This is a genomic window from Pseudoalteromonas sp. GABNS16E, assembly GCF_028598715.1.
In the GTDB taxonomy this organism is placed as follows: domain Bacteria; phylum Pseudomonadota; class Gammaproteobacteria; order Enterobacterales; family Alteromonadaceae; genus Pseudoalteromonas; species Pseudoalteromonas atlantica.
This window is the reverse complement of record NZ_JAQREZ010000080.1, coordinates 1-13,544: the sequence shown is the minus strand read 5'-3', so window position 1 is coordinate 13,544 and position 13,544 is coordinate 1. Positions and strand designations below refer to the sequence as shown.

Genomic DNA, 13,544 nt, shown 5'->3' with positions numbered 1-13,544 from the left:
CATCTACGTAAATTGCATCTAAGTTATTCATGCCCTTGCCTTGGTAATCTTATGTTTCTTGGTCGAAAGATCTGATCACCGCAAGGGCATTTAGTTCCATTTCTTATGTGCAGCTCAGGTTAATTACGTTAAGCATGTAATGGGTGGCGATGAACTCGTGGTAACCAGTGCGCTGGTGGTGTTTTCGCTAAGCATTGCCGTGGGGTCTTTGTTGTGCGAAAAGCTTTCGCGCTCACGTATTGAGCTGGGCATTGTACCTTTTGGCGCTATTTTAATTACGCTATTTTTGTATTTACTAAGCCAAGAGCCGGCTATTAGTGAATATATCGCGCCCTCTGAAAACTTATTAACCCTAAAGCAAGTGCTCAATACAGGCGACATGGTATGGCATTTTGTTTGGATGGCAGGTATTGGTATTGCATCCGGTTTTTATACTGTGCCGCTGTATGCGCTTATTCAACAGCGTACCGAGGAGGCAAGTCGTTCACGGGTGATTGCTGCTAATAATGTGCTTAATGCGCTCTTTATGGTTGGCAGTGCCATATTAAGTATTGTAACGCTCTTTGTTTTAGAGTGGCATATTTCGTCGTTACTATTGCTTTTGGCGGGGCTTAATTTGCTTATCTCTATTTATATTTACACTAAGGTGCCGGAGTTTTTCTTGCGCTTTGTTATCTATATTTTAGCCATATGCATGTATCGCGTGCGCACAAAAAGGCATGAAAATATTCCAAGCGAAGGTGCAGCCGTTATTGTAGCTAATCATGTAAGCTTTGTAGATTGGATGTTTATTTTAGCCACTTCGCCTAGGCCTATACGCTTTATGGTGTTTGCTCCCATTTATTACTCAAAAGCGCTGCATTGGCTATTTAAAATGGCAAAAGCTATTCCAATTGATAGCGAAAAAGCCAACCCAAAGGCGTTTGCAAAAGCATTTGATGAGGTTGCCGCAGCGCTTGAACGCGGTGAGTTAGTTGGTATTTTTCCTGAAGGAAAACTAACAAGCAATGGTGAAATGGACATGTTTAGGCGGGGCATTGAGCGGATTATAGCGCGCACACCTGTGCCTGTTGTGCCCGTTCACTTAGATGGCTTGTGGGGCAGTATGTTTAGCCGTAAAGCCAAGTGGCAACTACCACGCCTTAAATGGTCTTTAGTCTCGGTGAGTGTGGGAGAGCCGATTGGCGCTGAGCAGGTAAGTGCTAATTATTTGCACGAACAAGTCAGCGCTTTAAAAGCCCAGCACGCTAAAAATACACCGTAATTAACTCTAAAAGCCACATTTTTATGTGGCTTTTTATTTATGTCAGCGCAAAAGCTGCTTTTTTAAATTTTTCCCTTGAAGTTACTCCACCTCACCCCATATTAAGTGCATAACGCAGACACTTTGCTAATTGGAGATACATAAATGACTGCAGCACAAAAAGAAACATTAGGCTTTCAAACAGAAGTAAAACAACTATTAAACTTAATGATTCATTCGTTATATTCGAATAAAGAAATATTTTTACGTGAACTTGTATCAAATGCATCAGATGCCGCCGATAAGCTACGCTTTTTAGCGCTTTCTGATGGCGACCTTTACCAAGGTGATGCCGATTTACGTGTACGTATTAGCGCAGATAAAGAAGCGAACACAATTACCATTTCTGACAATGGTATTGGTATGACGCGTGAAGAAGTGATTAGCTCTTTAGGAACTATTGCTAAGTCGGGTACTGCTGAGTTTTTCAAAAACTTAACCGGTGACCAAAGTAAAGACTCGCAATTAATTGGTCAATTTGGTGTTGGTTTTTACTCGGCATTTATTGTGGCTGATGAAGTGACAGTGCGCACGCGTAAAGCGGGTGAAACACAAGCGTACGAGTGGCAATCACAAGGTGAAGGTGAGTACACGTTACAAGAAATTGAAAAAGAAGGCCGTGGTACGGATATCATTTTACACCTGCGTGAAGAAGAAAAAGAATACGCGGATGAATACCGTTTACGTAGCATCGTTACTAAATACTCAGATCATATTTCTACGCCTGTACAAATGTATAAAGCAGAAGTGCCTGAGTCTGAAGGCGAAGACGGCGAAAAAATCCCAGCAGTTCCAGGTGAATGGGAAAGCATTAACCGTGCAACCGCTTTATGGACACGTGATAAGTCAGAGGTTTCTGATGAAGAATACAAAGAGTTTTACAAGCATGTAAGCCATGATTGGGAAGAGCCGCTAAACTGGGCGCACAATAAAGTAGAAGGTAAAACTGAGTACACAAGCTTATTGTATATCCCTAAAAAAGCGCCGTTCGATTTATGGAACCGTGAGCGCCAAAGTGGCTTAAAACTGTATGTTCAACGTGTCTTTATTATGGATGACGCTGAGCAGTTTATGCCAAGCTACCTGCGCTTTGTAAAAGGCTTGCTTGATTCAAACGATTTACCACTAAATGTATCGCGCGAAATTTTACAAGATAACAAAGTAACGCAAGCGATTCGTAAAGGGTGTACGTCTCGTATCTTAAAAATGCTAGAGCGTATGGCTAAAAACAAAGCCGAAGACTACCAAACATTTTGGAACGAGTTTGGCCAAGTAATCAAAGAAGGCCCAGCAGAAGATACAGCGAATAAAGAAGCCATTGCTAAATTGTTACGCTTCTCATCTACGCATACCGACTCAGAAACACAAGATGTATCGCTTGAGCAATACATTGAGCGTATGAACGATGAGCAAGATAAAATTTACTACGTGGTTGCTGATTCGTTTACAGCGGCTAAAAACTCGCCGCACTTAGAAATCTTCCGCAAAAAAGGCATCGAAGTATTATTACTAAGTGACCGTGTTGATGAGTGGATGATGAGCCACTTAACTGAGTTTAACGAAAAATCATTCCAGTCAATTACCCGTGGCGACCTTGATTTAGGTAAGCTTGACGACGAAGAAACGAAAAAAGCACAAGAAGAGTCTGAAAAAGAAGTAGAAGGCTTAATTGAGCGCATTAAAACAGCGCTAGGCGAAGAAGTTAAAGAAGTACGCTTTACGCATCGCTTAACAGACTCTCCTGCCTGTGTGGTTAGCGATGAGAACGACATGAGCTCGCAAATGCAAAAGCTTATGGAGTCAGTAGGGCAACCTGTACCAGAGGCTAAGCCAGTGTTTGAGCTTAACCCTGAGCATCAGTTAGTTAAGCACTTAAACGATGAGCAAGACGAAGATAAGTTTGCACAGTGGTCTCATGTATTACTAGACCAAGCTTTACTTGCTGAACGCGGTACATTAAAAGATCCTACCGGGTTCGTAACACGTTTAAACAAGTTAATGCTTGATTTAAATAAGTAAGGCTAACAGGCTCTTTTAATTGCTAAAAGAGCCTAAAATATAACCATAATTATAAAGGAAGCGTATGCTTCCTTTTTTTATGCGCTCTAAAGTAGGCAATTAGTATAAGTTGCTTGAGTATCTGCAGCGCTTGTGGAAGAATTCAGGCTTTAAAATAAATATCCATACTAGGGGACAATGATATGCGCATTATTCTTTTGGGCGCGCCAGGTGCTGGTAAAGGTACTCAAGCTCAGTTTTTAATGGACAAATACGGTATTCCACAAATTTCTACCGGTGATATGCTTCGTGCAGCCATTAAAGAAGGTACACCACTTGGCTTAGAAGCGAAAAAAGTAATGGATGCAGGTCAGTTAATTTCTGACGATATCATCATTGGTTTAGTGAAAGAGCGTATTGCTAAACCAGACTGCGAACAAGGCTTTTTACTTGATGGCTTCCCACGTACTATTCCACAAGCAGATGCTATGAAAGAAAATGGCGTTGTGGTTGATCACGTTATTGAGTTTGACGTTGCTGATGAAGTAATTGTTGAGCGTATGGGTGGACGTCGCGTACATCCTGGCTCTGGCCGTGTTTATCACGTTGTTTACAACCCACCAAAAGTGGAAGGTAAAGACGATGAAACAGGCGAAGAGCTTATTATTCGTGCAGATGACACGGAAGAAACAGTTCGTAAACGTTTAGCTATTTACCATGAGCAAACTATGCCATTGGTTGATTACTACCAAGCTGAAGCGCAAGCAGGTAACACGCAGTACCATAAAATTGATGGTACGCAAGCTGTTGAAACAGTAAGCCAGCAACTAGCAGAGCTTTTAGGTTAATATAATCTAAACACAGCTTAGGTATTAAAAAACCGCCCAAGGGCGGTTTTTTTGTATTTAGTAGCTTTTAACAATTTAAAATTAAACCACCAAAGGTCAACACGCCCTGTTACCTATAACGTTTTTAGCTTTTCTATTACTGGGTCGTAGTTTGGCTCGGTAGATAAATTAGACACGAGCTGTTTGTATATCACTGTATGGCTTTTATCTAAAATAAGCACAGCGCGAGTTAGTAGCCCCATATCTTTTATAATTAAGCCATATTTTTGGCCAAAGTCTCGCCATACAGAGTCAGAAAGAGCTGTTACTTTGTCGATGTTTTCAGCATTACAAAAGCGTTTTTGAGCAAAAGGTAAATCGGCACTGATGGTCAGTATTGCGATAGCAGGAAATCGCGTCGCTACTTTTTCATTAAAATGTTTGGTTTGTAAGCTACAAATGCCAGTATCTAAACTTGGCACTACGCTGATTAATACAGCTTGCCCTTTATAATCATTAAGATTTACAGGGGCAAAACCACCATCAACCACTTTAAAATTTGGCGCATTATCACCTACACTTACACCTTTACCTAACAAAGTGACAGGCTTACCCTGAGCAGAGACCTTACCTGCATCAAGCGTGTTTTCTGGGTACTGTGATACGTGCCCAACTGAGCTTAAAGCCAGTGTGCTTAGTGCAAAAATAAGAGAGCGTACCATAGGTTATTTCCTTTTAAATTAACGCAATAGGTTTGAGTGTATTATACTTAATATCACTGACCAAGCGATTAAATATCACTGTAAAAATAATAATAAGTTCTGTGATATATAAATTGTAAACTGCATGAACTTTTATTAACATGTAGTTACAAAATGTATCTTTAATAAAGTCATAAGGCCTATTGACAACATTGGGTTAAATAATAGAGAGATAGTATGTCAACATCCGTATTAATATGTGACGACTCAAAATTAGCGAGGCGCCAGCTAGCCCGCTCTTTACCAGATGACTGGGATATTAAAGTAGAGTTTGCTCAAGATGGTGTTGATTGCATCAAAAAACTAAAAATAATCGAGCCTGAAATCCTTTTTCTTGATTTAAACATGCCTGAAATGGACGGTTACGAAGTCCTTATGGCCATGAAAGAGCAAGGCCTTAATATTCTAACCGTGGTTGTATCTGGCGATATTCAGCCAAATGCGCACCAACGCGTACTTGAATTAGGCGCCATTGATTTTATCCAAAAACCTTGCTCACCTGAAAAACTTGCCGATATTATCGAGCATCATGGCATTAAAGATAAAGCCATGCGCGAGCGTCTTGCTCATTCTTTAGGTGAACAAGTAGACCCAGATGTGCGCGATATATACCAAGAGCTTACAAATGTCGCTATGGGCCAAGCAGGCGATTTGCTTGCACGGCTTTTGAATGTGTTTGTAGAGCTGCCAATTCCGAATGTGAATGTGCTTGAAGTTAATGAACTGGATATGGCGCTGCAGTCAATTGACAATAATGCTGCCACATCAGGGGTGTGCCAAGGCTTTATTGGCGGTGGCGTATCGGGCGAGGCATTACTTTTATTAAACGACTCAAGCTTTAAAGAAATTGCGTCACTGATGAATTACGACGGTGAGCTGAACGACAAAGTTGAGCTTGAGCTACTTATGGATATTAGTAATATTTTAATAGGCTCAATTTTAACGGGGCTTTCTAAACAGCTAGATATGTCTTTTAGCCAAGGTCATCCCATTGTACTTGGCCAACATCGCGACGTATCTGAATTGGTTAAATCAAATAAATCTCGTTGGCAAAGAACCTTAGCGATAGAAATAAGCTACGGCATCGAAAACCACGATATTAACTGCGATCTTATGCTGTTATTTACCGAAGATTCACTTAAAACTTTGAAATACAAAGTTGCTTACCTATTAGAAGACTAAGTTATGGCCGCTGATTTAGAAATGAATGAGATCCATTGGTTAATGGATATGTTTAACACGGTTGATGTGGGCCTGGTTGTACTGGATAGAAATTATAAAGTGTGTGTATGGAATGGCTTTATGGAAAACCATTCTGGGCTATTACCAAGTGCTGTAAAAGACAAAGACCTATTTGATTTATTTCCTTCGATTGATGAGAAATGGTTTAGAAGCAAGTCAGAGTCTGTATTTGTACTTAAAAACCGCTCTTTTACTATCTGGGAGCAGCAACCTTACATCTTTCGTTTTAAAAACTACCGCCCCATTACCGGTAAAGCGGATTACATGTACCAAAATGCGACCTTTATTCCACTTACCAATACACTGGGTGAGGTCAGTCATATTTGTATCATTATTTATGATGTTACCGATGTGGCGGTCAATAAAAAAGAATTAGAAGATTTAAATAAGCGTTTGGAGCAAGTAAGCCAAACCGACAGCTTGACGCAGCTGTTTAACCGTGGGCATTGGGAAAGCACACTGCACCAAGAGTTTTTGCGTGTTAAGCGCAGCGGTGGCAGCAGCACATTATTGATGTTTGATATCGATCATTTTAAAAAAATTAATGATGAGCATGGCCATAGCTGTGGCGATGAAGCGCTACGCCACCTTTCAGAACTGTTACGAACGACGCTTCGCGAAACCGATATAGCAGGGCGTTATGGTGGGGAGGAGTTTGTTGTTACTTTACTCGATACCGACAAGCAAGGCGCAGCAATATTTGCCGAGCGCATAAGAGCGTTAATAGAAGCCAACCCTTTTGTTTATAAAAACACAAAAATAGAGATGACTGTGAGTGTTGGTTTTGCAGGAAATAGCCCTGACTTTGCAAAACATGAGCGGTGGATTGAAGCCGCTGACAAAGCCCTGTATCACTCAAAAGAGCATGGCCGTAACAGAGTAACCGATTTTGAGGATATAAAAAATGACGCATAAGCGTCTTTTTTATGCGCTGCTAAAATTAAGGCAGCGGTAATATTACTGCTAAATTAAAGTAACCAAGGATGCATCTAATTGCGCCGCAAGTCTTGGCAGTAAATCCTTAACAAGGGCTTGATTAAAATGCCATTCTTTATCAGGCATTTTATTTACTCTGTAGTATGGCGAGTATCATCTGCTGGGCATTGGCCAAGAGTAGACACATCGCCTGTACAGGTCTCTTGCTCTAATTGAACCTTGAATCCCCATAACCTGTACAGGTGTTTTAGCATTTCTTTATGCGAGTCAGCAAGGGGGATGTTATTGTGAGGAACATAACGCAACGTTAAAGAGCGATCGCCTCTAACATCTACATTATATACTTGAATATTAGGTTCGTGATTACTCAAGTTATATTGTGCTGAAAGCGCTTCGCGTACAGCCTGATAACCGCTATCATCATGTATTGCGCCTACCTCTAGATGTGGGTTACGGCTGTGATCGACAATAGTAAACAGCTTAAAATCACGAATCAACTTAGGTGATAAAAATTGGCTTATGAAGCTTTCATCTTTAAAGTTTTCCATCGCAAAATGCAGTGTGTCTAGCCAATTAGTGCCTGCATATTCAGGAAACCAGCGTCTATCCTCATCTGTTGGGTTTTCGCAAATACGGCGAATATCCACCATCATATTAAAACCCAATGCATACGGGTTTATACCTGAATAGTAATTGCTGTTATAAGGTGGCTGATAAACCACGTTGGTATGGCTTTGCAAAAACTCCATCATAAAGGAGTCGGTTAATTTACCTTCATCATATAAATGGTTCAAAATGGTGTAGTGCCAAAAGGTAGCCCAGCCTTCGTTCATCACTTGGGTTTGTTTTTGCGGATAAAAATATTGCGATATCTTTCGCACAATACGTATTATTTCTCGCTGCCAAGACTCTAATAAAGGCGCGTTTTTCTCAATAAAGTATAAAATGTTTTCTTGCGGCTCTTGCGGAAAATGCCTCTCTTGCTTTTTAGCTTCTTGCTGTTGAGCGGGGATAGTGCGCCATAGCTCGTTTACTTGAGATTGCATGTAGTCTTCACGCTCTTTTTGGCGTTTTTGTTCTTCAAAAAGGGAAATTTGCTGCGGGCGTTTATATCTATCTACGCCGAAATTCATCAATGCGTGACATGAATCAATTAAGCTTTCTACTTGTGTAATACCGTATTTTTCTTCGCAGCGGCTAATGTAATTTTTAGCAAACACTAAGTAATCTATGATGGAGTCTGCGTCAGTCCATGTTTTAAATAAGTAGTTTCCTTTAAAAAATGAGTTATGGCCATAACAGGCATGCGCCATAACCAGTGCCTGCATAGGGAGTGTGTTTTCTTCCATTAAATAAGCAATACAGGGGTTTGAATTAATCACAATTTCGTAAGCCAGCCCCATTTGCCCACGCTTATAATTTTGTTCGGTTTGTATAAATTTTTTACCATATGACCAATGGCTGTAGCCTATAGGCATGCCTACGCTTGAATAAGCATCCATCATTTGCTCAGCTGTTATTACTTCAATTTGGTTAGGGTAAGTGTCTAAGCGGTAATGCGCTGCAACACGGGCTATTTCAGTTTGATATTGCTCAAGCAGCTCAAAGGTCCAATCTGGGCCATCGCTAATTCGTTCAGTGCTCATAGTAAACCTCGCTTAGGCTAAGCAGCCCCTTGTTGTTGACGATTTTTTTTAAATAGCTCCCTAAACATAGGGTAAATGTCTTCAACACTTTGAATATGTTGTATTGCAAAGTTGCTATGGGTTTGGGTGATGCTTTGATATTCGCGCCATAAGCTTTGGTGCGCACGCGTGGTAATTTCTATATAGGCAAAGTAGCGTACCGCATTAAGTAGCTTATTGCGTAATATTTCACCGCAGTGTGGGGTGTCGTCTGCCCAGTTATCGCCATCAGATGCTTGCGCTGCGTATATATTCCATTGCTCTGAATCATAGCGCTCTTTTATTATTTCGTTCATTAATTTAAGGGCACTGGAGACAATAGTGCCGCCAGTTTCTTGAGAATAAAAAAACTCTTGTTCGTCGACCTCTTTAGCTTGTGTGTGGTGGCGTATATACACCACCTCAATGTCTTTATAACTTCGGGTCAAAAATTGATACAGCAAAATATAAAAACGCTTTGCCATGTCTTTTGTGGCCTGATCCATTGAGCCTGATACATCCATAATACAAAACATAACGGCTTTGCTGGTGGGGTGGGGGCGTTTTTCATAATTACGAAAACGTAAGTCGTAATTATCAATAAATGGTACGGCTTTTATTTGCTGTTTAAGTTGTTCAATTTCCTCTTGTAATAACGCAATGATGGCTTGGTCGCTGTCGGCTTGCTCACGCTCCATCGCAAGTTGGCCTTCAAGCTCTGCTAGGCGCCTTTTTTTACCCGCGCTCATGGCGACTCTTCTGGCGAGTGAGCCCTGTAATGAGCGTACTATATCAATATTACTGGGCATACCATCGCTACAAAAACCAGCCCGATGAGTTTTCATTTGTACAAGCTTATCTAGCTGGTTTTCTTGTAAGTTGGGCAGCTCTAGGTCTTCAAAGAGTAAATCAAGGTATTCATCTTTAGAAATAGAAAACACAAAGTCATCTTGGCCTTCGCCTGAATCACTTGCATCGCCATCGCCTGCGCCACCACCTTGGCCGCCTTTAGGGCGCTCAATTTTGTCACCTGTTGAAAATTGATCGTTGCCAGGGTGAACTTGTTCTCTGTCGCCCCCTTTGCCTTGGTGAAAAATGGGCTCGCTAATATCTCGTTGCGGGATAGATATACTCTCCCCTGAACTTGAGTCGGTAACGCTGCGTTTATTAACCGCATCAGACACTGCTTCTTTTATTTGCTTTTTATAGCGCCTAATAAAGCGCTGACGATTAAGCGTGCTTTTGTTTTTACCATTTAAGCGTCTATCTATAAAATGCGCCATACTGTTCCCCCTAAACTACATGAAGGTTACTGCGATTTTCTAACCCGTAAATACCACTCAGAAAGTAAACGCACTTGTTTTTGCGTGTAGCCTTTTTCAACCATGCGGTTAACAAAGTCCTCGTGTTTTTGTTGATCCTCAGCGGAGGTTTTTGTATTAAAGGAAATAACAGGCAGTAGATCTTCGGTATTTGAGAACATTTTTTTCTCAATCACAGTGCGTAGTTTTTCGTAGCTTGTCCATAACGGGTTTTTACCATTATTGTGAGCGCGTGCACGTAATACAAAGTTAACTATTTCGTTCCTAAAATCTTTGGGATTAGAAATGCCGGCGGGTTTTTCTATTTTTTCAAGTTCTGCATTTAACGAGGCGCGGTCAAATAACTGTCCTGTATCTGGGTCTCTGTATTCTTGATCTTGTATCCAAAAATCAGCATAAATCACATAGCGGTCAAAAATATTTTGGCCATATTCAGAGTATGACTCTAAATATGCGGTTTGTAGTTCTTTACCAATAAACTCAACATATTGCGGAATTAAATAGCCTTTTAAAAAACTTAAATAGCGCTCTTCCACTTCGGCGCTAAATTGTTCACGCTCTATTTGTTGCTCCAAAACATAAAATAAATGCACCGGATTAGCTGCAACCTCGGTAGTATCAAAATTAAATACGCGCGACAAAATCTTAAAAGCAAAACGAGTGGAAAGGCCGGTCATGCCTTCATCTACCCCTGCGTAATCACGATACTCCTGATAAGATTTTGCTTTAGGGTCGGTATCTTTTAGGGTTTCACCATCATAGACCCGCATTTTTGAGTAAATACTAGAGTTTTCAGGTTCTTTTAATCGAGATAAGGTAGTAAATTGCGCTAACGCTTTAAGCGTACCTGGTGCACACGGTGCACTGGCAAGTTCACTATGTTGAATAAGTTTGTCGTAGATTTTTATTTCTTCGGTCACGCGCAGACAATAAGGGACCTTTACAATATAAACACGATCTAAAAACGCTTCATTGTTTTTATTATTTTTGAATGTTTGCCATTCTGACTCATTTGAGTGGGCTAAAATCATGCCGTTAAAGGGCAGAGCGCTAATACCTTCAGTACCGTTGTAGTTACCCTCTTGCGTTGCGGTAAGGAGTGGATGCAGCACCTTGATAGGGGCTTTAAACATTTCTACAAACTCCATTAAACCTTGGTTTGCTAAACATAAAGAGCCTGAGTAGGCGTAGGCATCGGGGTCGTTTTGAGCAAAGTGCTCAAGCTGGCGAATATCTACTTTGCCTACCAATGCAGAAATATCTTGATTATTTTCATCACCGGGTTCGGTTTTGGCTATACCTATTTGATTTAAAATAGAGGGGTAGCGTTTGACGACTCTAAATTGGCTAATATCGCCGTTAAATTCTTTTAATCGTTTACCAGCCCATGGCGACATAATCGTTTTTAAATAACGTGGTTTAATACCGTATTCTTTTTCGAGAACGTTGGCATCTTCTACTGGGTCAAACAAACTGAGAGGGTGATCGTTTACCGGAGAGCCTTTAATTGAATAGATAGGCACTTGTTGCATTAAATATTTTAGTTTTTCTGCAATTGAAGATTTTCCTCCCCCAACAGGGCCGAGTAAATAAAGGACTTGTTTGCATTCTTCTAGGCCTTGAGCCGCATGCTTTAGGTAGGAGACAATTTGTTCTATGGCATCTTCCATGCCGTAAAAGTCTGCAAAGGCAGGGTAGCGTGCAACCACTCTATTAGAAAATAACCGGCTTAAACGTGCATCGGTTACGGTATCAACCATTTGCGGCTCGCCTATTGCCATAAGTAAACGCTCAGGGGCGCTGGCATAAGCTGATTTGTCATTTTTACAAATTTCTAGAAATTCGCTAATGCTGTATTCTTCTTCTTGTGCTGCTTCGTATCGTGCTTGGTAGTGCTCAAAAATAGTCATAATAACCTCCGAAACCCGCTTTAAAAAGGTGCTTACTTTTTAAAGTTTAGTCAGAGATTGATATTTTTGTGCAATAAAATTAAAAATTTAAGTGAAAAAAGATCATGTGGCTAAATTAGCAATTTAGCGCGTATAAAGGCGGTTTTAATTTTATAAAGGCATAAAAAAAGACGCCGAGGCGTCTTTTTAAATCAGCGTATAATAGCTAATTAAGCGAAGTTAGCGTTCGCGAATTCCCAGTTAACAAGCGCCCAAAAACCTTTAAGGTAATCAGGACGAACGTTACGGTAATCTATGTAGTAAGCGTGTTCCCATAAATCCACAGTTAGGATTGGTGTAACACCTTCGTCTGTAAGCGGCGTTGCTGCGTTAGACGTGTTTACGATATCTAATGAACCGTCAGCTAGTTTAACTAACCATGTCCAGCTAGAACCAAAGTTATTAACCGCTTTGTCGTTTAATGCATCTTTAAACGCGTCAAAAGAGCCCCATTTAGCGTTAATAGCGTCAGCGATAGCACCTGTTGGCTCGCCGCCGCCATTTGGAGATAGACAGTTCCAGTAGAAAGTGTGGTTCCAAATTTGTGCAGCGTTGTTAAATACGCCACCTTCAGATGAACAAACAATCTCTTCTAAAGATTTATTTTCAAATTCAGTACCTGGAATTAAACCGTTTAATTTAACAACGTAAGTGTTGTGGTGCTTACCGTGGTGATACTCAAGAGTTTCTTGTGAAATATGAGGCTCAAGTGCATCAATTGCATATGGTAGTGACGGTAGTTCAAATGCCATTTTTTTATCTCCATCTTCTTTTGGTTGATAACTCGCTTGATAGTACGTAATGCCTGATAGAACAGACCACTTACCTATACCAAACGAAAATATAGTGTTACTATAATTGTTGAGTATTTTACTCAAGTTTAAGCAAACAGCAATGCTATTGCTAAAGACTATTTCAATTGCGGCTTTATTTGCCCATTTTAAGTTATATATCTGTGGCCACAATGATTTATTTTCAAGCCCTAGGTATATCAAGCTATCGTCATTTTGAGGTTGTAGATGGAAACCATTGATAAAATTAAACAGCAGATTTCAGAAAACCCAATTATCCTTTACATGAAAGGGTCGCCTAAATTACCAAATTGTGGTTTTTCTTCACAAGCGTCACAAGCTCTAATGTCATGTGGCGAACCATTTGCCTATGTTGATATTTTACTTAATCCAGATATTCGCGCTGAGTTACCAGCATACGCAAATTGGCCTACTTTCCCACAGCTTTGGGTTGAGGGCGAATTAGTAGGTGGTTGTGACATTATCATTGAAATGTTTCAACGTGGTGAATTACAGCCACTGATCACTGAAACTGCAGCTAAGTATAAAGAAGCTGACGCAGAGTAATTGCTACTTTGCTAGATTATTAAAGCCACGTTTTACGTGGCTTTTTTGTGCCTATATATGTCTTGTCCTGAAATGTGTTTACACATTTAGGACTTATTTTATGAAAACCACTAAAACTAAAGACGTTAAGCGTACTCAGCGAGATTATACATTAGGCTTTAAATTATCTATTGTTGAGCAAGTA

The 13,544-nt window shown here is 40.4% G+C and carries 10 protein-coding genes and 1 pseudogene; 6 read left to right on the top strand and 5 right to left on the bottom strand.

The features are described from left to right. Positions 1-121: 121 nt before the first annotated feature. The 3 genes and pseudogenes from PSI06_RS19710 to adk all read left to right on the top strand — a co-directional run. Positions 122-1,264: pseudogene (locus PSI06_RS19710) on the top strand (1-acyl-sn-glycerol-3-phosphate acyltransferase); the annotation flags it as partial. Between the two features lie 144 nt (positions 1,265-1,408). Then, positions 1,409-3,322, top strand: a complete 1,914-nt coding sequence (gene htpG / locus PSI06_RS19705; protein ID WP_004588119.1) for a molecular chaperone HtpG — start codon at positions 1,409-1,411, stop codon at positions 3,320-3,322. 182 nt (positions 3,323-3,504) lie between these two features. Continuing rightward, on the top strand, positions 3,505-4,149 hold the full coding sequence (gene adk / locus PSI06_RS19700; RefSeq protein ID WP_004588118.1) for an adenylate kinase: 645 nt from the start codon (positions 3,505-3,507) through the stop codon (positions 4,147-4,149). A 113-nt stretch (positions 4,150-4,262) separates the two neighbouring features. Here adk and tpx read toward each other — a convergent pair whose 3' ends face one another. Then, positions 4,263-4,850, bottom strand: coding sequence for a thiol peroxidase (gene tpx, locus PSI06_RS19695; RefSeq protein WP_273604687.1), 588 nt, complete (start codon positions 4,848-4,850; stop codon positions 4,263-4,265). 216 nt (positions 4,851-5,066) lie between these two features. On the opposite strand from tpx, the gene PSI06_RS19690 reads away from it, so the two are divergent. Together PSI06_RS19690 and PSI06_RS19685 are read left to right on the top strand one after the other, a co-directional pair. Then, a complete protein-coding gene (locus PSI06_RS19690; protein WP_004588116.1) occupies positions 5,067-6,071 on the top strand; it encodes a response regulator in 1,005 nt (334 codons plus the stop codon). Positions 6,072-6,074: 3 nt separating this feature from the next. After that, the gene (locus PSI06_RS19685; protein WP_029774351.1) at positions 6,075-7,046 is read left to right on the top strand and encodes a sensor domain-containing diguanylate cyclase; all 972 of its coding nucleotides are present in this window, start codon (positions 6,075-6,077) and stop codon (positions 7,044-7,046) included. A gap of 152 nt (positions 7,047-7,198) precedes the next feature. On the opposite strand, the gene PSI06_RS19680 is transcribed toward PSI06_RS19685, so the two are convergent. The 4 genes from PSI06_RS19680 to PSI06_RS19665 form a co-directional block, all read right to left on the bottom strand. Beyond that, the gene (locus PSI06_RS19680; RefSeq protein WP_273604686.1) at positions 7,199-8,713 is read right to left on the bottom strand and encodes a SpoVR family protein; all 1,515 of its coding nucleotides are present in this window, start codon (positions 8,711-8,713) and stop codon (positions 7,199-7,201) included. 17 nt (positions 8,714-8,730) lie between these two features. After that, complete coding sequence (locus tag PSI06_RS19675; protein WP_273604685.1) at positions 8,731-10,014, bottom strand: YeaH/YhbH family protein; 1,284 nt, start codon at positions 10,012-10,014, stop codon at positions 8,731-8,733. 26 nt (positions 10,015-10,040) lie between these two features. Beyond that, a complete protein-coding gene (locus PSI06_RS19670; RefSeq protein ID WP_273604684.1) occupies positions 10,041-11,963 on the bottom strand; it encodes a PrkA family serine protein kinase in 1,923 nt (640 codons plus the stop codon). Between the two features lie 209 nt (positions 11,964-12,172). Further along, positions 12,173-12,754, bottom strand: a complete 582-nt coding sequence (locus tag PSI06_RS19665; protein WP_004588111.1) for a Fe-Mn family superoxide dismutase — start codon at positions 12,752-12,754, stop codon at positions 12,173-12,175. 267 nt (positions 12,755-13,021) lie between these two features. On the opposite strand from PSI06_RS19665, the gene PSI06_RS19660 reads away from it, so the two are divergent. Next, positions 13,022-13,360: a Grx4 family monothiol glutaredoxin gene (locus tag PSI06_RS19660; RefSeq protein WP_004588110.1), complete on the top strand. Its 339-nt coding sequence runs from the start codon at positions 13,022-13,024 to the stop codon at positions 13,358-13,360. Positions 13,361-13,544: the final 184 nt, after the last annotated feature.